Annotated in this window: 14 protein-coding genes; 7 read left to right on the forward strand and 7 right to left on the reverse strand. The window is 63.5% G+C overall.

Annotated elements, in window-relative coordinates; genetic code table 11:
• Positions 1 to 299 (reverse strand): IS5 family transposase (locus tag BR71_RS05220; protein ID WP_043634343.1); only part of this gene is annotated, 299 nt, incomplete at its 3' end.
• 432 nt (positions 300 to 731) lie between these two features.
• Here BR71_RS05220 and BR71_RS05225 point away from each other — a divergent pair.
• The gene (locus tag BR71_RS05225; RefSeq protein ID WP_043633702.1) at positions 732 to 4619 is read left to right on the forward strand and encodes a non-ribosomal peptide synthetase; all 3888 of its coding nucleotides are present in this window, start codon (positions 732 to 734) and stop codon (positions 4617 to 4619) included.
• Positions 4620 to 4704: 85 nt separating this feature from the next.
• Here the strand turns inward: BR71_RS05225 and BR71_RS05230 are convergent, their stop codons facing one another.
• Positions 4705 to 5064: a translation initiation factor Sui1 gene (locus tag BR71_RS05230; protein ID WP_043633705.1), complete on the reverse strand. Its 360-nt coding sequence runs from the start codon at positions 5062 to 5064 to the stop codon at positions 4705 to 4707.
• 154 nt (positions 5065 to 5218) lie between these two features.
• Between BR71_RS05230 and BR71_RS05235 the strand changes: the two genes are divergently transcribed.
• The 4 genes from BR71_RS05235 to BR71_RS05250 all read left to right on the forward strand — a co-directional run bounded on the left by BR71_RS05235 (position 5219) and on the right by BR71_RS05250 (position 7615).
• Positions 5219 to 5569: a thioredoxin family protein gene (locus tag BR71_RS05235; protein WP_052370351.1), complete on the forward strand. Its 351-nt coding sequence runs from the start codon at positions 5219 to 5221 to the stop codon at positions 5567 to 5569.
• 175 nt (positions 5570 to 5744) lie between these two features.
• The gene (locus BR71_RS05240) at positions 5745 to 6155 is read left to right on the forward strand and encodes a VOC family protein (protein ID WP_019102151.1); all 411 of its coding nucleotides are present in this window, start codon (positions 5745 to 5747) and stop codon (positions 6153 to 6155) included.
• 265 nt (positions 6156 to 6420) lie between these two features.
• The gene (locus tag BR71_RS05245; protein ID WP_043633708.1) at positions 6421 to 6879 is read left to right on the forward strand and encodes a MarR family winged helix-turn-helix transcriptional regulator; all 459 of its coding nucleotides are present in this window, start codon (positions 6421 to 6423) and stop codon (positions 6877 to 6879) included.
• 163 nt (positions 6880 to 7042) lie between these two features.
• Positions 7043 to 7615, forward strand: coding sequence for a cysteine hydrolase family protein (locus tag BR71_RS05250; RefSeq protein WP_043633712.1), 573 nt, complete (start codon positions 7043 to 7045; stop codon positions 7613 to 7615).
• Positions 7616 to 7768: 153 nt separating this feature from the next.
• Here BR71_RS05250 and BR71_RS05255 read toward each other — a convergent pair whose 3' ends face one another.
• Positions 7769 to 8686, reverse strand: a complete 918-nt coding sequence (locus BR71_RS05255) for a bestrophin family protein (protein ID WP_039755311.1) — start codon at positions 8684 to 8686, stop codon at positions 7769 to 7771.
• A 226-nt stretch (positions 8687 to 8912) separates the two neighbouring features.
• Positions 8913 to 9812: a LysR family transcriptional regulator gene (locus tag BR71_RS05260; protein ID WP_043634348.1), complete on the reverse strand. Its 900-nt coding sequence runs from the start codon at positions 9810 to 9812 to the stop codon at positions 8913 to 8915.
• A 127-nt stretch (positions 9813 to 9939) separates the two neighbouring features.
• Between BR71_RS05260 and BR71_RS05265 the strand changes: the two genes are divergently transcribed.
• Together BR71_RS05265 and BR71_RS22765 are read left to right on the forward strand one after the other, a co-directional pair.
• The gene (locus BR71_RS05265; RefSeq protein WP_043633717.1) at positions 9940 to 10698 is read left to right on the forward strand and encodes an SDR family NAD(P)-dependent oxidoreductase; all 759 of its coding nucleotides are present in this window, start codon (positions 9940 to 9942) and stop codon (positions 10696 to 10698) included.
• Positions 10699 to 10935: 237 nt separating this feature from the next.
• Positions 10936 to 14784, forward strand: a complete 3849-nt coding sequence (locus BR71_RS22765) for an EAL domain-containing protein (RefSeq protein ID WP_052370352.1) — start codon at positions 10936 to 10938, stop codon at positions 14782 to 14784.
• Positions 14785 to 15002: 218 nt separating this feature from the next.
• On the opposite strand, the gene BR71_RS05275 is transcribed toward BR71_RS22765, so the two are convergent.
• From BR71_RS05275 to BR71_RS22770, 3 genes are all read right to left on the reverse strand, one after another.
• Entirely contained in the window at positions 15003 to 15416 is a 414-nt protein-coding gene (locus tag BR71_RS05275) for a hypothetical protein (protein WP_043633721.1), read from the reverse strand.
• Between the two features lie 155 nt (positions 15417 to 15571).
• The gene (locus tag BR71_RS05280) at positions 15572 to 16636 is read right to left on the reverse strand and encodes a beta-N-acetylglucosaminidase domain-containing protein (protein ID WP_043633725.1); all 1065 of its coding nucleotides are present in this window, start codon (positions 16634 to 16636) and stop codon (positions 15572 to 15574) included.
• 165 nt (positions 16637 to 16801) lie between these two features.
• Entirely contained in the window at positions 16802 to 21430 is a 4629-nt protein-coding gene (locus tag BR71_RS22770) for a PAS domain S-box protein (protein ID WP_081862560.1), read from the reverse strand.
• Between the last annotated feature and the right edge of the window lie 95 nt (positions 21431 to 21525).

Genomic DNA, 21525 nt, shown 5'->3' on the forward strand with positions numbered 1-21525 from the left:
CGGCTCCAATCAATTTGATCGTGTTGGCGCAGTTGTATCAGCAGGGCTAGGTGTAGGCGGTCCCAAATGCCTAGCGCTTGCCAATCGCGCAGTCTTCGCCAGCAGGTCATACCGCTGCCAAAACCGAGTTCCTGTGGGAGGTCCTCCCAAGGAATGCCGGTAGTGAGAACAAACAAGATGCCGTTGAGGGCGGCAAAATCATCCAACCGCGGCCGCCCACCCCGGCGGGAACGCGGTGGTGGAGGAAGTAGTGGTTGCAATGACTTCCAGAGCTTCTGACTGACGACTTTCCGTTTCATCTTCGCCAAATGCGGGCATACGCATCTGACATCAAGAGGTTTTGTTAGCGGGTCTAAGGCGGCTAACAAACCCCTGATGCTGCGTTGCGCCGACTTGCCGTACTCAAGTACTGCCTGCGTCGGCGCGCCTTGCCCCAGCCCTAAAACTGATTTTTGTTAGCCGCTCTAGAGAGCCTGTTCAAAGCCTGCTGCGCTTCGTGGAGCGTTGCACGGTGAGTACAAGCTCAACATGCTCATGTACCACTCGACTATTCCGCTTTTTTGCTCGTTTTCGCCTTGTCTCGCTCTTGCTCGCGAGACTTTGAACAGGCTCTAAACCGCCGCAATAGCGAAACGCGCGCTTTTTCTGTCTTTGTAGCCACACCCGTATCTGCCATTGACTTAATTTTAAACACATTAAATTAACTGCAAATACAATATATTGGAAATATCATGCTAGAAGATAAATCAATCTGCCCGCTGAGCGCCGCTCAGCAAGAAGTCTGCCTGGCCATCGCTCAAGAAGGCCGCAACCTTCATTACCACCTGTGCGATGTGATCGAATTCAACGGCGATTTGCAAACGCCCTTGCTGGAACAAGCCATCAGAACCGTGTGCCAACAGGTGGACACCCTGCGCGCCACTTTCGAAACGGACCCGTCCACCGGGCAATACCGGCAACGCCTCCGCCCCCAATTGCACGACGACTATTTTTCCTGGCACGACCTGTCCGCCAAACCGGATCCGGAGCAGGCCTACTCGGCCATGCTGGAAGAACTGCTGGCCGACGATATGGACCTGGCCGGGCAACCGCTGATCCGCTATCTGATCGTCAAGCTGGCCGACCGTCGTCATCGCATGATAGAGCTGGGCTCCCACCTGGTGGTGGACGGTTTCGGCCACGCCATCTTGTTCAAACACATTACCGACGGCTATGTCCGGCTGGCGCGCGGAGAAGCCATCGAGCCGCTGCCGGCGCAGCCGCTAAGTCAGGTGTTCGAAGCGGAGCAGGCCTATCGCCAGAGCGAGTCCTATCTCAAGGACCAATCCTATTGGCGCCAGTACTGCCTGGATCTTCCCGACCCCACCCAGCTGGTGCCGGGCGAAGCTCCCCTACGCAAGCTGAACCGGCTACGCAAGGTCTTCTCCGGCGCGGCGGTGAACGGACTGCGGGAAACCGCTTCCCTGCATCGGCTCCGCCTGTCCAGCGTGCTGCTGGCGGCCTGCGCCACCTATCTTCACAGAATGACCGGACAAAGCGAGCTGGCGGTGGGCATGCCGGTGGCCGCCCGCCAATTGAAAGCCTTGCGCGAGATTCCGGCCATGGTGGCCAACATCCTGCCGCTGCGCATCTCGTTTACGCCGGAATCCACGGTGTTGTCCATCGCGGCGGACATCCAACGCCAGTTGCGGCGTCATCTGTTGCATCAGGGCTACCGCTCGGAAGCCATGATCCGCGACCTGTACGCGGAGCGCGGCCACAAGCCGCTGTTCAACACTCTGCTCAATATCGTGGCCTATGACCAGGAAGTGGACTTCGACGGCTGCGAAGCCACGGTTCAGAACGTCGCCAACGGCCCCGCCGACCATCTCGGCATAGACATCTTCGACCGCAACGCCGACGGCCGGCTGGAGATAGGCTTCAACGCCAACGCCGATCTTTACCCGCTCGAGGCGCTGGAGCTGCATTACGCGCGGATGACTTTATTGCTGGAGCGTTTCGTCGACGCGCCGGAAACCTTCGCCTCAGACTACCAACTGCTGCTGCCCGGCGAGCTCGAGCGCTGCTATCCGCTGCCGGCGCGCGCCGACGCGCCGCCTGTCTTCGCCGACGCCTTCGCCGCCTCCGCGCGGAGCCACGGCCACCTGCCGGCCCTGCGCCAGGGCGAACGCGAACTCAGCTACGCCGAGCTGGACGACCGCGCCGACCGTCTGGCCAGCCTGCTGCTGACGCGCGGCGTGCGACCCGGCGACGACGTCGCCGTCATCGTATCGCGCAGCATCGAATGGGCGGTTGCGGCGGTGGCGCTGTTCAAACTCGGCGCCGGTTATGTGCCGGTTGACCCCGATCTGCCGGAAGCCCGCATCGAATACATTCTGGCCGACGCCTCGCCGGCCGCGGTCATCGTCGCCGCCGGCGGCGCCGTCAAAACCGAGCTTGCGCCGGAGAAGCTGCTCTATCTGGACGCCGATGCGCTGGACGCGCTGCCGCCTGCCGCTCTCCCGCTCCCTCGCGTGCCCCCCTCCGCGCCGGGCTATCTGATCTACACATCGGGCTCCACCGGCAAGCCCAAGGGCGTGGAAGTGACTCACCGCAACCTGGTGCCCATCGCGGATACCGCCATCCGGGCGGCGGGGTTGCAAGCCGGCCAGCGCGTGCTGCAATTCATCGCGGCCGGTTTCGACATGTCGGTTCTGGAAATCATGATGACGCTGCTGGCCGGCGCCACCCTGGTCCTCTGCGATAAAGTCTCCAGCGCGCCCGGCAAGCCGCTAGCCGCGCTGGTGAAACGGGAAAACATCAAACTGCTGGTGATGACGCCCAGCCTGCTGGCCTATCACCAGACCGAGGACTTCCCCCGGGACACCGTCCTGATGCTAGGCGGAGAGCCGTGCACCCCGGCGCTGCTGGCGCGCTTCTCCCACTGCCGTCTGCTCAATGTCTACGGTCCGACCGAAACCTCCTTCGCCACCTCGATCAACGCCGACTACGGCGACGGCGACCTGTCCATCGGCCCCGCTACCGCCAACACCCGGCTCTACGTGGTGGACCCGCGGCAACGGCTGTTGCCGCCCGGCGCCTGGGGAGACTTGTTCATCGGCGGCCCCGGCGTGGCCCGCGGTTACCGCAACAGTCCGGAGCTGACGGCCAAAGGCTTCGTCCCCGATCTGCTGGACCCCGCCGACACCATGTACCGAGCCGGCGACCGCATATTCTTTGACCACGCTGGCCGCATTCACTATCAGGGCCGCCAGGACAACCAGATCAAGCTGCGCGGGCTGCGCATCGAGCTGGACGAGATCAAAAACGCCTTGCTAGGCTGCGGTGGCGTAGAGGACGCCGTGGCCTTGCTGCGCGATCTGCCGCACGGCCCGGCCATCGTCGGCTATGTGGCCAACCAGCAGTTGGAGCTGGACAGCGAGGGGCTGAAACAGGCGCTAAGCCGTCAATTGCCCCATCACATGATCCCCAGCGTCATCATGGTGGTGCCGGCCTTTCCGCTCACGCCCAACGGCAAGCTGGCCACCAGCGAACTGCCCACGCCGACGCTGCAGGACGACGGCGAGCAAGCGCCGCCGCGCACCCCGGAAGAAGAAATCATGTGCCGGCTGTTCGCGACAGCGCTGGAATGCGGGGAGGTCTACGCCAATCAGAATTTCTTCGCGCTGGGCGGGCATTCGCTGCTGGGTCTGCAGCTGATCAACACTATCAGGGAAACCTTCGGCGTCTCTCTGGGCATCGCCGACTTCCTGGCAGCCCCCACTCCGCGCCAACTGGCTCAGCGGCTGGAGCGGCCAGCCGCTTTCAGCGATCCCTTCGACGCCATGTTGCCGCTGCGCGTTCAGGGCGGCCGGCCCCCGCTGTTCTGCATCCATCCGGGCGGCGGCATCGCCTGGCCCTATGCCGGCCTGCTGCCCTTCCTGCCGGAGGATCAGCCGCTATACGCCATCCAGTCGCCGATACTGCGCGACCCGGACCGTGTCATTGAATCGCTGGATGAGTTGGCGGAGGAATACCGGCAGCGCATCCAGGCGGTGCAGCCGCGCGGGCCGTACCAACTGGCCGGCTGGTCGGTGGGCGGCAACCTGGCGCTGCGCCTGGCCGCCATGCTGCAGGCCGACGGCCATGAGGTCAGCTTCCTGTGCATGTTCGACAGCTACCCGCTGCAAGGCGGGCCGGCTTCTCTGAAGCTGGACGACGCCACCATCATCACCCGGATGACGCGCGCCATCGTCGGCGCGCCGCGCGCCGGCATCAAGGGGCTGAAGAGCGCCATGGAGGAAGTGCTGGGCGGCAGCCAGGTTGGCGATGAGTTTCTGACCCGCCTGGTGAACGACTCCAAGCTGATGCTGGAGCTGCTCGCCCGCTGCCGCTATCAACGCTACGACGGCGACTTGATCTTCATCCGCGCCACCACCGACATCCTGCGCCCCGAGGATCAGCAGCCGTCGCTGTGGCAGCCTTACATCTCCGGCAAGCTGATCGAGTATGAAGTGAACGCGCCGCATGAATGTCTGCTGCAGCGCCAGTATCTGGAACAGTTCGGCGCTCAATTCGCCGCCGAACTACAACGGCGGACCTCGCTCGGCGTCGGCCAGGCTCAGGCGCAGCCGGCGTAGTCCCCCAGTATCAGCCTTGGCCCGCGGCTTGCCGCGGGCTTTTTCATTCCAACGAGGGCAGGGCGCCGCGTGCGGGGAACGGCTGCTAGCCGCCTGCGCGCTTCACCGTCCAACCGCGCTGCTTGAGCAGCCCAACCACCTGTTCGCAGTGATCGCCCTGGATCTCGATCACACCGTCCTTGACCGTGCCGCCGCTGCCGCAGGCGTTTTTCAGCTGCTTGCCCAGTTGCGCCAACTCCAGCGCGTTCAGCGGCGCGCCCTGGATCACGGTGACCGCCTTGCCGTTGCGGCCCTTGGTTTCTCTGCGCACCCGCACCACGCCGTCGCCGGCCGGCGTCTCTTGCTTGCCGCATTGGCATTCGGCAACGGCGAAGCCGCACTGCGGACACATGCGGCCGTGTTCGGTGGAGTACACCAAGCCGCCGGAAACATTGCGCGATTTCATGATTTCAAACCCTGGGCCATTGACGAAACGGCCTGCATCGTCGCGGTTTTGCCCGGTTTTGGCAAGCCCGTGCCGCTACCCCCTGCATCAAAAGCGCTGGCAAACGCATCAGTCTTTTGGCATATTTAAAATTCACCCCAGCCCCTCCCAGACCATGGACCAACTCTACCGCGACCCGGCGCCGGAACGCGCCCAACTGGATGCCCAGCCCGGCGTCACCGTGCTGGAATTCGGCGCGCCCTGGTGCGGCCATTGCCAGGCGGCCCAGCCCTTGATTCAACAAGCGTTGGCGGAATGCCCCGGCGTCCGTCATCTGCAAATCGAAGACGGGCCGGGCCGCCGCTTGGGGCGCAGCTACCGCGTCAAGCTGTGGCCTACGCTGATTTTCCTGCGCCACGGCCAGGAAGCCGCCCGGTTGACCCGGCCCGCCACCGCGGCGGCCGTCAGCGACGCGCTGCGGCAATGCTTGCCGCCCGAAGCGCCTGTTTACGATATCGGGAGCTAAGAGCCTGTTCAAAGTCTCGCAAGCAAGGGCGAGACAAGGCGAAAACGGCTGAGAAAGCAGAGTGTATATGAGCATTTCAAAGATACGGTTCAACGCCGTATCGCCGACGCGCAGCAGATCGTGAACAGGTTCTGAAGCAAAGCCGGCCTCTCCCCCACCACCAGGAGTCTCTCTGATGAAAACCCTGCTGCCCTACATCAACTTCCACGGCCAGTGCGAACAGGCGCTGGCCTTCTACCGCCAATGCTTCAACGGCGAGATTGTGGCGCTGATGCGCTTCGGCGACGCGGACTTCCCCAGCCCGGACGAAGCCAAGAACAAGATTCTTCACGCGGAGTTCAAAGCCGAAGGCGTTCATTTCATGGCCTCCGACGGCATGCCGGGCCGCACGCCCGTTCTGGGAGAAAACATCACGCTGAACTTCATGCTGGACAGCGAAGCGGAGCAGACGGCGATCTTCGAAGCCCTGGCTCAAGGCGGCCAGATCAACGAACCGCTGCACGACGCCTTCTGGGGGGCCCGCTTCGGCATGCTGGTCGACCGCTTCGGCATACGCTGGATGAGCAACTGTCCGAAGCCGAGTTAAGCCTCCGCTCAATGCGGGCCGCGAGGCGGCAAGCACGGCCCTTCGAACGTGTTTACGATCTCGCGAGCCAGAGCGAGACAAGGAGAAAACGGCTGAGAAAGCGGAGTGTATGCACAGTACATGAGCATTTCGAAGCGGGACTCACCCTGTCACGTCTCACAACGCGCAGCAGATCGTAAACAGGTTCTTAAGCCGCTCGGCAACCATCCTCGCGCGGCTCCCTCCGCATTTATCTATATAAACATAGCTATGCTAAAATAGCGGAATGCCACACCTGACCGTCACACCGGAAGCCGCTTCCCGGCTGCGCCTGCAACTGATGGCCTTGACGCGCCGGCTGCGCCTGGAAGCGCAGGACGACGAACTGCCCTTCGCCCAACTCTCATTGCTCGCCTGCATCGAACGTGCCGACGGCGCAGCAACGCCGTCGGCGCTGGCTCGCGCGGAAAAGCTGCGCAGCTCCAATCTGGCCAGCCTGCTGCGCGAGCTCGAGACCGGGGGGCTGATTCTGCGCGCGGCCGATCCCGAAGACGGCCGCAAGGTCCGGATCCGTCTGAGCGAAGCCGGCCACAGCGTCCTTGAGGCTCACCGCCTGCGCAAAGACGATTGGCTGCGCGCCGCGCTGGCCGGGCTGCCGCCGCAACGCCTGGAGCTGCTGCTTGCCGCCGGCGAGGTACTGGCGGAGTTGGCCGCCGCTGAACCGCCGACCGCGCGCCAGCCTTGATCAATACGTAATTAGAGCCGCTAACAAAACCTCACAGAGAACCTGAGCCAAAGCGCGCCGACGCAGAAAACGAAGTTTCTGCGAAGCTACAGTACAAGTCGTACGACAAGGAGGCGCAACGCAGGATCAGGGGTTTTGTTAGCGGGTCTTAAGGAGCTCAGCGATGAACACCGCTTTTATTGGTTTGGACTACATCCACGACATCATGGTAGACGGCGGCAAGGTTGCCCGCTGCGCCGAGCACGCACGCCAACGCGGCGTCATCGCCGCCGCCAACCAGGCCATTGCCGAGGCGCGCCGCCGCGGCTGGCTGGTGGTACAGGTGAAAGTGGGCTTCTCGCCCTCCTATGTGGAGCAAGCCAAAAACTCGCCGCTGTTTGGCCGCGCGCACGAATTCGGCGCGCTGGACCTGTCCGGCCCCGGCACCGCCTTCCATCCGGATCTGGACGTGAGGCCGGAAGACGCCATCGTGATCAAGCCCCGCGTCAGCGCGTTTTACGCCACCTCGCTGGAAGCCGTGCTGCGCGCCCACCGCATTGAACGCCTGATCCTGTCCGGGGTCAGCAGTACCTGGGCGGTGCAGGCCGCCGCGCGCGACGCTCACGACCGCGATTATCAGGTACTAGTGCTGGAAGACGGCTGCGCCGCCGCCAGCGAAGAAGAGCATCGAACCTCGATGCGTCAGTTGGAGACGATAGCGCGCATCATTCGCCTGGATGAGCTGGCCGCGCTATAAGAGCCTGTTCAAAGTCCCGCGAGCCAGAGCGAGACAAGGCGAAAACGAGCGAAAAAGCGGAATGGTCAAGGGGTAGATGAGCATTTTGAGGGTGTACTCACCGTGTAACGCTCCGCAACGCGCAGCTGATCGTAAACAGGCTCCAAGTCCCGATCAATACAAATAAATGCCCTGCTGCTCCGGCGCCGGCGCGGCCACGTCCTCGCCCTGCATCTCGCGCAGCGAGGCCTCAATGCCGTGGCACAGCGCGGACAACGGCAGGTCGTTGCCCTCCTTGCCAAACGGCTCTTCCAGCTCCTCGCCTATCACTTCCAAGGCCAGATAGGTGTAGGCGATGAAGACGGCGATCGCCGGCGTCAGCCAGCCTATGCTGGTGACCAGGCCGGCCGGCAGCAACAAGCTGTACACGGTGACGGTGCGGTTGAGCAACACCCGGTAAGTGAAAGGGATGGGCGTGGAGGCGATGCGCTCGCAGCCGCCCAGCACTTCGGACAAGGAGTTCAGATTGCGGTCCAGCGCATGCCATTGCATATCGCTCAACGCGCCGTCGCGGCGCATGCGCGCGGTCAATTGTCCCAACCAGGCCAGGATCAACGCCGGCTTGAAGCGTCCCGCCAACGCCTTGTCCAGGATCTCCTCCGGCAGCAACCGCCGCAAATGCGCGTCGGCGTCGTCGCCGCGCAGCTGCGCCTTCAGCGCGTAAGCGAAGGCGCAACAGCCGTCTATCAAGCGCCGCGCGTCGGCGTTGTCCGGCGCCAGCGACAAGGCCTGCCGCGCCAGCGAGCGGTTGACGATCAGTAAGCTGCCCCATAGCTTGCGCGCTTCCCAGAAACGTTCGTAGCTGACCGAGTTGCGAAAGCCCAGGAAGATGGCCAGCGACACCCCCATCAGGGTGAAGGCGGGAATGCTGAGCGCCGAATCCGCGTGCTCGCTCAACCACCAGCCGCGCACAGCGGCGGCGGCGATGGAAATGAAGAAAACCAGCAACAGGCGCGGCATGATGCGCGGCAACACCGAACCGTGCCAGACAAACAGCAAGCGCAGCCAGGAAGAGGTGGATCTAACAATCATGGTGGGAATATGACGAAGTAAGAACGTGTTTACGATCTCGCGAGCTAAGGCGAGACAAGGCGAAAACCGCTGAGAAAGCGGAATGTACACACGGTGCATGAGCATTTCGAAGGGGTTTTCAACGCCGTATCGCCAACGCGCAGCTGATCGTAAACAGGTTCTAAAATGGTTGACCGGCCTACATGATAGGGCAGCTTGCCCCTGCGCCGCCATGTTTGCGCCGGATTCAGAGCAAGTGGGGCGCCAGCGCCTCCGCCAGCCAATCCATGAATATCCGTGCGCGGCGCGGCAGGTTGCGTCGATGGGCATACAGCAAGGTCACCGGCATCGGCGCGGCGCGGAATTCCGGCAAAACTTCCACCAGTTCGCCTCTGTCCAGCAAATGACGCACTCCTGACTCCGGCGCCTGGATCAGTCCCAAGCCGGCCAGGCAGGCCGCCTGGTAGGCGTCGGCGTTGTTGACGATGACGCTGCCGCTCATGGCCAGCCAATGGCTGCCGCTATCGTCCCGCCATTCCCAGCCGGCCGGGCGCGCCCCCAGGGTGGAGACATAATGGACCAACCTGTGCCGCGCCAGGTCCTCCAGGCCGGCCGGCGTGCCATGGCGCGCCAGATAAGCCGGGCTGGCGCAATTGAGCTGCCGGAAGCGTCCCAGCGGCCGCGCCACCAGGCTGGAGTCGCTAAGCTCCCCCACCCGCAACACGCAATCGAAGCCCTCGCGCACGATGTCCACCTTGCGATCGGTGCTGCTCAACTCCAGCTCCAGCCTCGGGTGGCGTTGCAGAAACTCGTCCAGGCGCGGCAACACCTGGTAACGCGCCACGCCGCTGGGCATATCCACCCGCAGCCGCCCGCTCAGCGCCTCTTCGCCGCGCTGAAACATGCCCTGCAGCTCGTCCATCTCCGCCAGCACATCCTTGCAGCGTTCGTAAAAAGCCTGGCCGTCCTGGGTCATCTGCACTTTGCGCGTGGTCCGATGCAACAAGCGCGCGCCCAGCCAGGCTTCAGTCTGTTTAACCGCCACCGAGATGCTGGCCTTGGGCAGGCCCAGGCTGTCCGCCGCCTGGGTGAAGCTGGATAGCTCGGCTACCCGGACAAAAATCTGCATTGCTTCCAGCTTGTTCATCTTCACCGCCAATTGTTATGAATATACGAACACTATAATTAAATAACCCATATTTGTTTATTGAAAACCACACAATAAACTGAGCTCATCGGGTCCAAACCTGCACCCGCCCCTACAGGAGATTCCCATGAGCAAGAAGATCGCAGTCATCACCGGCGGCAGCCGCGGCCTGGGCAAAAGCGCGGCTCTGCACCTGGCGCGCCAGGGCGTGGACGTAGTCCTCACTTATCAAAGCCGCGCCGCCGACGCCGAGGCGGTGGTTGCCGAAATCCGGGCCTTGGGCGGCAACGCCGCCGCGCTGCCGCTGGACGTCGGCCAGAGCGCAAGCTTCGGCGCCTTTGCCGCCCAGTTGCGCCAGACGCTGAGCGAACAATGGCAGCGCGCCGACTTCGACTTTCTGGTCAACAATGCCGGCATCGGCATTCACGCCGCCTTCGCCGACACCAGCGAGGCGCAGTTCGACCAATTGATGAACATCCAGCTCAAAGGACCGTTCTTCCTGACCCAGACACTGCTGCCGCTGATCGCCGACGGCGGCCGCATTCTCAACGTCTCCACCGGCCTGACCCGCTTCGCCCTGCCCGGCTACGCCGCCTACGCGGCGATGAAGGGCGGCGTGGAAGTGCTGACCCGCTACCTGGCCAAGGAACTGGGTCCTCGCGGCATCGCGGTCAACGTCATCGCCCCCGGCGCGATTGAAACCGATTTCGGCGGCGGCCTGGTGCGCGACAACGAGCAGGTCAATGCCCATATCGCCGCGCAAACCGCGCTGGGCCGCGTCGGCCGGCCAGACGACATCGGCGGCGCCATCGCCACCCTGCTCAGCGACGGCGCGGCCTGGGTCAACGGCCAACGCGTGGAAGCTTCCGGCGGCATGTTTCTGTAAAAGTCCGCCCCATATCGGCGCATGCCAAACGGCGGCGTCAGGTTTTGTCAGTCGGCCAAGTGGAAGTACTTAGCGCGCGATCCATCCCCCCGCGCAAGCCTTGCCAGACAAGGCTTGTGCGGGGGGACGCCGCGGCACGCCAACCCCGCATTACGCATTCGACATGGCGGCGGCTTGCCCCCTTCTCCGGCAGGAACTAATTTTCGATTATTCCCTGTCCCGGAAAGTAGCCGCCACATGCGCGCAGGCCTAAACCGCACTCTGTCCGCCGTCAGCGGGCTGGGCCTGCGAACTCAATTACTGCTGTTCGCACTGGCCTGCCTCCTTCCCGCCGCCGTGCTGATTGGCATCGGCGCCTATGAATCCGCCCGCGATCTGCGCGACGCCGCGCAAATGCAAACCCGCATCGTGGCCAACCAAGTGGATCAAACCCTGGCGGACAAGATCGTCGAACTGGAACGGCTGCTGGCGCAGCTGAGCCAACGGCCGCCGCTGCGCCGGCTCAACCCCGCCGAATGCGCCGACGCCTATCACGATCTCACGCTGAGTTTTCCCTCCATCACCCAGCTAACGCTCAGCAACGCCGCGGGGCAGCCGGTCTGCCGCCATGCGCAAAACCCCGCCATGCATGCGCCCCCGCCCAACCATGGATGGTTCTCCCGCGCGCTGGACGCCCCAGGGCTGATGCTCAGCGAACCGCTGCAAGAGCCCGCTACCCGGCGCTGGATCATCATGCCCAGTTATCCAGTTCGCGATGAACAAGGCCGCCGCGTGGGGCTGCTGACACTGCAACTGGATCTGCTGGCGCTGCAGTCGCACGTGCTGCCGGCCACGCTGGACCGCAAACTGACCATCGCGGTGCTCAGTTCGCAAGCGGCCTTTTTGCTGCGCTATCCGGACCCCTCGCTCTGGCACGGCAAAACCTCGTCCAATGTCGTCCGCACCATCTCGCGCATCCGCGGCAACGCCTCCGGCTTCGAACTGGGCGTCGGACGCGACGGCGTGTCGCGCCTCTACTCCTATCGCAAGTTCTCCCAAGCCGACTGGCTGATCATCGCCGCCTTGCCGGAACAGGATGTCTTCGCGTCTTACTACAACCGCCTGCGCTGGGGCGCCGCCAGCAGCATCGCCACCTTGCTGCTCTGCGGCTTGCTGGCGCAAAGCTTCAGCCGCGCGCTGACCCGCCCTGCAAGACAGCTGGCGGAGACGGCGCAAGCCGTGGCCAGCGGCGCCTCGCAGGCGCGGGCGCAGGAACTGGGGCCACGCGAACTACGCACGGTGTCTCGCCAGTTCAATCACATGCTGGACCAGCTGCAAGCTCACGAAGCCGCCATCCGCCTCAGCGAAATGCAACGCGCCGGCATCATCGACACTGCGATGGACGCCATCGTCACCATCGACGCCGATTTGAACATCATCTTGTTCAATCCCGCCGCGGAACGAGCCTTCGGCTACCGAGCCGAGCAAGTGCTTGGTCAACGGGTCGACATGCTGGTGCCGGAATCCTTTCGTTCCCACCACGCGCGGCTGATCCGCGATTTCGGCCGGAACGGCCCGATCAGCCGCCGTCTTGCGCCGGCCGGCGGGATACGCGGCCTGCGCGCCGACGGCAGCGAGTTCTATGCGGAAGCCTCGGTATCCCAGCTTGAGGTGGGCGGCCAGAAATACTACACCGCCATCATGCGCGACATCACCGAGCGCCTGAAAACGGAACAGAAGCTCAAACGCCACAGCCAACAACTGGAGTCGCTGCGCGATATGGGGCTCACCCTGCTGTCCGCCGCCAGCCCGAAGCAAACCGCGCAGGAAGCGCTGCGCATGCTGGCGCGACTGGTGCCGTTCTGGGGCGCGTCAGCCACGGTGTTCGACTGGCGACACGAGGAGATCATCTTTTTGGCGTTGGAATGCGACGCCAAAGACGAAATCCCGATCGACAGCCGCTTCCCCTTCTCCAGCTTTGGTTTAAGCGACCTGGAGCAGCTCAAACGCGGCGAGCCCAGCTTCATGCACGACATCGCCACGCAGGCGCAACCGCCCGCGCTGGTCAAATGGCTGCGCAGCCACGGCGTGCGCGCCTATCTGCGGCTGCCGCTGATGGCGGAAGGACAGTTGCTGGGGTCCCTGAACCTCGCTTTTCAGACCATCGCCCGCCACGACTTTGAACATCTGGAGGTTTCGCGGGCCTTCGCCCAACAACTAGCCATCACCCTGCAGCACTCCTTGCTGCGGCTGCGCATAGAACGGCTCAACCGCGTCTACGCCATCCTCAGCGGCATCAATATGCTGATCGTGCGCTGCCACGACCGCCAGGAACTGTTCCAGGAAACCTGCCGCATCGCCACCCATAGCGGCGCGTTCAAAATGGTCTGGATCAGCTTGATGGACCAGAGCGACGGCCAACACCGCCTCGCCGCGCTGCAAGGGCAAGCGGAACCGTCGCCCGACCCAGAGGCGCTGCTGCAGTTGTCCGCCGTCGCCATCAACAGCGGCGGCAACCTCGTCTGCAATCAGCTTGGCGCGCCGCTGCCCTACACGGCGCGCGAACAATTGCTGGCGCAAGGCATCCGTTCGCTGGCCTGCCTGCCCTTGCCGCTGCCCGGACAACACGCCGCCTCGTTAACGCTGTGCTCCAACGAGGCCAACGTCTTCGATCACGAAGAAATGCAGCTGCTATCCGAACTGGCCGGCGACATCGCTTTCGCGCTGGACCACATCGAAAAAGAGGAACGGCTGCATTTCCTGTCCTACTACGACGAGTTGACCGGCCTGGCCAACCGCAGCCTGTTCCACGAGCGCCTGGCGCAGCAAATCAGCTCCAGCCATCATGAACAACGCCGTCTGGCGGTGATCTTCCTCGACATTGAGCACTTCAAATCCATCAACGACGTCTATGGCCGCTGGGCCGGCGACCAAGTGCTGCGCCTGCTGGCGGCGCGGCTGGAATCGTTTACCGAGGAAGCCCGGCTGCTGGCCTGCGTCAAGATAGACCGTTTCGCGCTGATGATCCCCGAGGTCAAAAGCGAGGAGGACATCGCGCGACAAGTCATGCAATTGCAAGAACGCTGCGTCGCCCAGCCCATCGCCATCCTGGACAAGCAGCTGCGCGTTTCCGCCAAATTCGGCATCGCCACCTTTCCGGAAGACGGCGACAACGCGGAAAGCCTGCTGGAGAAGGCGGAAGCCGCGCTCAAACTGGCGCAAAACACCAATGAGCGCTATTTGTTCTACCGCCAGGAGATGAGCGAACGCGCCGCCGTGACGCTGGAGCTGGAAAATCGGCTGCGTTTGGCGCTGGAGCGACAGGAGTTCGTGCTTCACTACCAGCCCAAAGTGGACGCGGTGTCGCGGCAGATCATAGGCGTGGAAGCGCTGTTGCGCTGGCAGAGCCCGGAGCGCGGCCTGGTATCGCCGGCGCAGTTCATCCCCTTGCTGGAAGAAACCGGCCTGATCCTGGAGGTGGGCGCCTGGGCGCTGCGGCAAGCCGCGCGCGACCATCTGCGCTGGCAGCAAACCGGCTATCCGGCGCCGCGCATCGCGGTCAATGTTTCGCCGCTGCAATTACGGCAGGCAGACTTCTCCGAACAGCTGCAAAAAGCCCTGAGCGCAGGCGCCGCCGTGCCGGGCATCGACATCGAAATCACTGAAACCGTGGTGCTGGACAACCTGGATACTTGCGGCGAAACGCTGCGCCGCATCCGCGACATGCTGGTGGGCATTTCCATCGACGATTTCGGCACCGGCTACTCCTCGCTGTCCTACCTGGCCAAGCTGCCAACCCAGGAACTGAAGATCGACCAGTCCTTCGTGCGCGCAATGCTGGAAGATCCGGACGCGATGACTTTGACCGGCGCCATCATTGCGCTGGCCCATTCCCTGCAGCTCAAAGTGGTGGCGGAAGGCGTGGAAACCGATGAACAAGCCACCGCCTTGACTTATATGTTCTGCGATACCCTGCAAGGGTACCTATTTTGCAGGCCTCTGCCGGCCGCGGAATTGGAGCGCCGCTTCTGGCTGGAGCGGCCCGACCCGCGCGCGCCGCTGCTCAATATCGTGCAGGAGCCCGCCGTCACCCCGGCCGCCGGCTAAGAACCTGTTTACAATCTGCTGCGCGTCGGCGATACCGGGGTAAAAACCGCTTCGAAATGCTCATGTACCCTGTGCACGCTCTGCTTTTTCAGCCGTTTTCGTCTTGTCTCGCCCTTGCTCGCGAGATCGTAAACAGCTTCTAAGCACGCAAAAAAGGGAGGCCTCGGCCTCCCTTCATCCCCGTTTGGGCCGCGCTGCGCGCGCCCTCGTTCTTCAGCTTACTTGGCTGCGGAAGCCGCGGCTTTCTTGTGGGTTTTCTTGGCGGCGTGCTGCTTGTGCTGAGCCGGCTTCTTGGCGGCCTTGGCCGGAGCGGAGGCTTCCGCCTTGGCGGCTTGAGCCTTTTGAGCCGGAGCCGAAGCAGCCTGCTTGTGGGCTTTCTTGGCGGCGTGCTTCTTGTGCTGAGCCGGCTTCTTGGCGGCCTTGGCCGGGGCGGAGGCTTCCGCCTTGGCGGCTTGCGCTTTCTGCGCCGGGGCGGAAGCGTGCTTCTTCACGGCCTTGTGCTGCGCTTTCTTGGCGGCGGGCGCGGCTTTGGCAACCGGGGCGGAAGCCGGCTTGGCGGCTTCGGCGGCGAAGCCGGCGGCGGAGCTCAGGGCGAAAGCGGCGGACAGTACGATCAGGCTCAGTTTTTTCATGGTGACATTCTCCAGTCGGGTCAGGGGGGCGTCCGTCTGCTCAAGTGCTGCCGTGACGCCGGGGCTTTGGTGTTTCCTTGCTGCGTATCCTAGGCGTCCCGGCTCGCCCCCGTCTGTGAGTCAGTTGTAAAGGCATGTAACGCAAAGTAGCCTTCCTACTGAGTCTGCACCTCAAGCTCGCTGATCCGATACTCTCCATCCAGCCAGGCCACCACCTCCCGCGCGCAGGGATGATCCACCGCCGCGTAACGCGCGCGCAGCGCTACGGCGCGCTCGCCCAGCTGATCCAGCCCCACGTCTTGCAAGGTCAGCAAATCCCGCCACAACATGTCGGCCAGTTCCTCCCCAGCCACCACCTGGGCGGCGCGGCGCATCGAAGCGCCGTATTGATAGCGCGGCCCCAGCCTGTAGCTGTCCGCCAGCGTCAACGCGGGAATCAGGCTGAGCGCGGCTTGCTGCGCCGGATTGATCCCGTGCGCCGCCAGCAGCTCGGCGTTGGCCGCGGACCGGCCGGTGAAACCGCGCACATGCAGGTATTGCGACATCCGCGCGCCGTCGTTCACCGGGTAGTTGTCCCACAGCACCGGCTTGCGACCCAGCCATTTGCCCACTTGCAGCAAATGTCCAGGCGAGATTTCACGGGAGCACACCTCCTCGCCGGTCCAGAAAATGTCGATGTCCGGCGCTAGCCACTGGCCCAGTTGCTGCAGATAACCGGCGGGACGCTGGCCGAACACCCGGTCCAGTACCGGGTCGCTGGAGTAGTAGCTGGGGCAAACCAGCAAGCGTTCCACTTCACAGCGCTGGCGCACCCAGGCGACGATCTCCGCCTGGCGCTCCGCCAGATCAGGCAGATCGCCGCGCATATCGTCGAACAGGATGGCCAATTGGCGGATGCCGATGCGCTGCATTTGCTCCAGCTTGCGCGCCAGCGCCCGGCCGGCCTCGTCGTTGAAGTTCAGATACGCTTCGTAGGGGCTGAGCCCCATGCCGAAGCTGACTTCCTGCCGCTGGCAATGAACGGCGAACGCCGCTAACCGCGCCTCCTGCTCCGCCGGGTAGTCCTGTTGCCACTCGCGGCGCAGATACGCGTCCGCTTTCGGCGCGTACAGATAGAAACGATAGCCGTGCGCCGCCAGCGTGGTGACCAACAGCTCGCGCTGCGCCCAATTCCATGGCTTGCCGTAGAAGCCTTCGATAATGCCTAAAGGGATATTCATTTAGTGAAACCTTCCGCGTCCTCGATGCATCGGGGCCAGGCTGGCTCTTCGCGCCCGACCGGCAGCCGGGCTGGCCCGCCAGTCATCGGAAAATGATGACTTCATGCTATTGATTGACTCAATAAGCAGCGTCAAGTTGCATTAAAAGTCGAGAACATGCCTCGCTTATGCCATAGCCGGCAATGCGTCCAATGCCGCGCACAAGGCGGTCAGTTCGCGGCCCAAGGTCTGGATGCGGGCCGGGGTCGCGTCTTCGGCCCGCCCTTGTCTCAAAGCGGCTTCCAGCGCGGCGGCCTCGGCCTGAACGCGGATCAGCCCCAAGGACCCTGCGGCCCCTTTCAGCGAGTGGGCGATGCGGCACGCCTCCTCGCTTTCTTCCGCGCGCGCCGCGTCCTCCAACTTGGCCGCGTCGTGGCGATGAAGGTCCGCGAACTTGCGCAGCAAACGTTCAAAACGCTCCAGATCGTTCCCAACGGTGCGCAGGCCCGCCGCCAGATCCACACCGGGCAGGCCCATCAACTGCTCGCGTCGCCCGGCGACCGGCGGCGGATCGGGCGGCATGATCCCAGGCGGCGCAAGCGACGGCAGCCATTTCAACAGCAATCCGAACAGTTGCTCCGGGTCCACCGGCTTTGCCACGAAGTCATTCATGCCGGCAGCCAGACAGCGTTGGCGGTCCTCTTCGAAAGCGTTGGCGGTCATGCCCAGGATAGGGATGTGCTCCCAGCGCGGCAAAGCCCGGATCCGACGCGTCGCCTCCAATCCGTCCAGTTCCGGCATCTGCACGTCCATCAGCACCAGATCGTATACTCCGGCGGCGGCGCGCTCCACGGCCTCCCGGCCGTTGCGCGCCAGCTCGGCCTTCAGACCAACGCTGTCCAACAGCCAGAGCGCCACTTCCTGATTGATAAGGTCGTCCTCCACTACCAGCACCCTCGCGTCCGCGCGCAGCCGTAATTCGGCCTCAACCTTGTCAGGCTCCACGCCGGCCGGCTCGGCGGCAACGCTATCCCCCTCCGTCAGCCAGGCGGTCAGCCAAAACACGCTGCCGTGCCCCTCTTGGCTTTCCGCGCCCACTTCGCCGCCCATCAACGCGGCCAGGCGCTGGGTAATCGCCAAACCCAGGCCGGTGCCGCCGTATTTGCGGGTGGTGGAATCGTCCGCCTGCTGAAACGCCTGAAACAGGCTGGCCAGTTTGTCGGCGGGAATGCCGATGCCGGTGTCGCGCACCTCGAAACGCAGCAGCAGGCGCTCGCCTTCGCTCCGCAACAGCCGCGCACGCATGGTGATCGTTCCCCGCTCGGTGAATTTGACCGCGTTGCCCGCGTAATTGAGCAAAGCCTGGCGCAAGCGGGTGGAATCGCCACGCAGACACGGCGGCACGCCCGCGTAATCGATCTCCACGCGCAAACCCTTGGCCTGCGCCGGCTCGTCGATCAGGGAACGCACGTGATCGAACAGCGCGCCGATGGAAAAGTCGGTCCGCTCCAGCGACAACTTGCCGGCTTCGATCTTGGACAGGTCCAGAATGTCGTTGATGATGCCAAGCAGATGCCCGCTGGCCACCAGCACTTTTTCCAGCTTGGCCTGCTGCTCCGGCCGCGGCTGAGTGCGCATCAGCAAATGGGTGAAACCGATGATGGCGTTCAAGGGCGTGCGGATTTCATGGCTCATATTGGCGACGAAGGCGCTCTTGGCCAGATTGGCCGCCTCCGCGTCTTCCTTGGCGCGCACCAGGGCCTGCTCGGTCTCCTTGCGCCGGGTGATGTCGGTGACGAAGCCGATGATTTTGTCCGAGCCCCCCGGCCTGTCCGGCAGGTAATACGCCGTCATTTCCACTGCCACCAGCCGCCCGTCCCGGGTTCGTTGCTGGGTTTCGAACTGCGCCCGGCTTTGCTGCCGCAGGCGCTCCACGGTGTGCGCGTAGATTTCGGGCGTGGTATTGGGCACGATGTCCGATACGTTCAGGCTCAACATCTCATCGACGCCGTAGCCCAGCAGCTCCGCCGCGTAACGGTTGACGTAGATCAGCCGCCCGCTCGCCGCATCCACCCAGTGGATGCCGATGCCCACGCTGTCCATGGCGAACTGGGTGGTTTGCAGCTTGGCGCTGGTGGCGCGCACCTCCGCGGTGCGCACCGCCACCAGTTCTTCCAGGTGATGACGGTGCTGATCCAGCTCCATGGCCAGCCGCTTTTTCTGGGTGATATCCTCTTGCAAGGACAGGTAATGACTGATCCTGCCGTCCGGTTGACGGATAGGCGAGATGTGGGCGAAGTCGACGTAATCGCTGCCGTCCTTGCGCCGGTTGAACAGCTCGCCTTTCCATGGCTGACCGGCCCGCAGCGCGCTCCACAGCTCCGCATAGGTGTCCGCTGGAGTCAGGCCGGACTTGAGCAGATTGGGCGTCTGCCCCATCACCTCTTCCCGGCTGTAACCGGTATTGCGGACAAACGCTTCGTTGACGTATTCAATCCGCGTTTCCAGATCGGTGATGACGATGCTCTCCGGGCTCTGCTCCACCGCCATGGACAGCTGGCGAATCCGCTCCGCCGCCTGCCGCCGCAAGGTAATGTCGCGGAAAGCGCCGTAGACGCCGCCATCCGGCAGGCGGATCGCGTTCACCTCCACCGGCACCTCGGCGCCGTCCTTGCGCCGCAGCAGCATCTCGGCGCTCAACTGCTCGTTGGACAGCAAGCGCTGGAACAAAGACTGCGCATTATCCGCCGCGGAGCCCGCGCTGAAATCGCCCACCCGCATCGCCAGGATTTCCGGCTCGTCATAACCCAGCAACTGACAGGCCTGCAGGTTGGCGTATTGATAGCGCCCCTCCGCATCCGCCACCAACACGGCATCTGCGGCATGATCCAACACGCTGCGATAGCGCGCTTCGGCGCTGGCCAAGGCCTGGGTTTTTTCGCGCAGCGGCCGCAAATCGTTATAGGTGCCGAAAAAGCCGCAGAACGTGCCGGACAGATCGTGCATGGCGGTGACGCAGGCGTAAACCGGAATGATTTCGCCGTTGCTGGCGACCCGCGCCTGCTCGCCGGTCCAGCGTCCCTGCTGTTTCACCTGCTGCTCCAGCGCCGCCCGCTCCTCCCGGCTAACCGGATCGTCCGGAATGAAGCGTGAGATCGAGGTGCCCAGCAGTTCGCCGATCGAATACCCCATCAACTCGCCAAACGCGGCGTTGACGTACAGGATATTCTTGGATGCATCGGTCATCACCACCGGCTGCGCCGACTGATCCAGCGCCTCCGCCAACTGGTGACGCTCTTCTTCAACGGATTTGCGCGCGGAGATGTCCTCGGTGAAGATCACAATCCCCCCGATGGCGCCGTCTCGCGCGTGCCATGGCCGCACTTCCCAACACAGCCACTGCGCCGCGCCGTTCTGACGCAGAAAGCGGTCTTCCTCTTCGCGCACCACCTCCCCGGCCAGCGCCCGGCGATGAATTTCCCGCCAAGCGTCGGGGATCTCCGGGAATACCTCGTAGTGGGATCGGCCGATGATGTCCTGGCCGTCCAGTTGGTAATCGTCCAGCCAGCGACGGCTGGCCGCCAGATAACGCATATTGCGATCGAACATCGCCAGCGCCGCCGGGGCGTGTTCGATGAACAGCGATAGTCTTTCCTCGCTTTCCAACAGAGCGGTTTCCATGGCTTTTCGGTCGGACACGTCCTGCATTGCGCCCCGCACCGACACCACCTTGCCGCCCGCCAACACCGGTCTCCCGGACACTCTCACCCACTTGCGCCGGCCGGTGGCGCTGAGCAATTGCAGCTCCAGATCATAGGGCTCGGCCTCCGTCACGACGCGGCGCACCGCTTCCTCTATCCGCCGGCGATCCTCCCCATGGAAAAAATCCAACCCAATGCAGGTGTTGGCCGGAGCATCGGCCGGCAGGTCATGGATGCGGGCCACTTCCGAGGTCCAGCCGCAGTCCCCGCTTGCGGGATCAAACCACCAGCCGCCCACCCGGGCGATGGCGCTCATTTCCTGCAGCAATTGCTCGCGCTTCCCCTGCTCCGCTTCGGCGCGCTTGCGCGCGCTGATGTCCGACGCGATGCCGCACACCGCGTAGGCGCGCCCCTCGGCGTCGAACAAGGGAAATTTGTACACCAAGTAAGTATGCGGGCCATCGTCGTGCGGCACGGTTTCCTCGTATTCGCGCGCCTGACCGGTGTTCAGCACTTCCAGATCGGCCTCGCGCAACTTGGCCACCACATCGGGCGGGAACAAGTCCTCGTCGCGCAGACCGCGCATGGCCTCTACGCTGATATGGAACAAATCCGGATAGCGTTGATTGACCAGCAGATAGCGGCCATGCATGTCCTTGACGAAGATGACCGCGGTGGAGTTGTTGATGATGGCGTGCAATAAAGCTTGCTGGCGCGCCAGTTCATTCTCCGCCCAACGCGAGCGGCGACTGATGAGACGCTGGCTGAACAGGCTAAACATCAAGCCGCACAAGGCGAACAAGGCAATTGAGGCGGCATCGGACGTCCGGATAATGACGAAGCTCCACTGCGGGGGCATGAACAGATACCAGACCAGCAAAGTCGACAAGACGGTGGCGACCAGACCGCCAGTCAGCCCGCCCAGCATGGCGGATACGAAGACCGCGGGATAGAACAGGAACCAGACGTATGGGTGGATCCAGTCCCAAAACCACCACTGCGCGGCCAAGGCCAGCAAGGGCACCAGAACCCCCCCCCCCCACGCGCGCCATGGCAGGGAGGCGAGGAAAGCCCGGAATCGAGCTTTTCCCGCCTCTTGTTTAAAATCCGTCAATTCTGGGCCTCGACTCGAAAGCTGGCTTGGTTTTGTCAGTTCTCACGATAGACCATGCCCCCTACGCCGGACAAACCGCCTACTGCCGACGCAAG

This window comes from Chromobacterium haemolyticum DSM 19808, assembly GCF_000711885.1.
In the GTDB taxonomy this organism is placed as follows: domain Bacteria; phylum Pseudomonadota; class Gammaproteobacteria; order Burkholderiales; family Chromobacteriaceae; genus Chromobacterium; species Chromobacterium haemolyticum.

Coding starts and splice junctions, on each gene's coding strand:
- BR71_RS05225 (WP_043633702.1), top strand. CDS start 732: ATGCTAGAAGATAAATCAATCTGCCCGCTGAGCGCCGCTCAGCAAGAA.
- BR71_RS05230 (WP_043633705.1), bottom strand. CDS start 5,064: ATGAAATCGCGCAATGTTTCCGGCGGCTTGGTGTACTCCACCGAACAC.
- BR71_RS05235 (WP_052370351.1), top strand. CDS start 5,219: ATGGACCAACTCTACCGCGACCCGGCGCCGGAACGCGCCCAACTGGAT.
- BR71_RS05240 (WP_019102151.1), top strand. CDS start 5,745: ATGAAAACCCTGCTGCCCTACATCAACTTCCACGGCCAGTGCGAACAG.
- BR71_RS05245 (WP_043633708.1), top strand. CDS start 6,421: ATGCCACACCTGACCGTCACACCGGAAGCCGCTTCCCGGCTGCGCCTG.
- BR71_RS05250 (WP_043633712.1), top strand. CDS start 7,043: ATGAACACCGCTTTTATTGGTTTGGACTACATCCACGACATCATGGTA.
- BR71_RS05255 (WP_039755311.1), bottom strand. CDS start 8,686: ATGATTGTTAGATCCACCTCTTCCTGGCTGCGCTTGCTGTTTGTCTGG.
- BR71_RS05260 (WP_043634348.1), bottom strand. CDS start 9,812: ATGAACAAGCTGGAAGCAATGCAGATTTTTGTCCGGGTAGCCGAGCTA.
- BR71_RS05265 (WP_043633717.1), top strand. CDS start 9,940: ATGAGCAAGAAGATCGCAGTCATCACCGGCGGCAGCCGCGGCCTGGGC.
- BR71_RS22765 (WP_052370352.1), top strand. CDS start 10,936: ATGCGCGCAGGCCTAAACCGCACTCTGTCCGCCGTCAGCGGGCTGGGC.
- BR71_RS05275 (WP_043633721.1), bottom strand. CDS start 15,416: ATGAAAAAACTGAGCCTGATCGTACTGTCCGCCGCTTTCGCCCTGAGC.
- BR71_RS05280 (WP_043633725.1), bottom strand. CDS start 16,636: ATGAATATCCCTTTAGGCATTATCGAAGGCTTCTACGGCAAGCCATGG.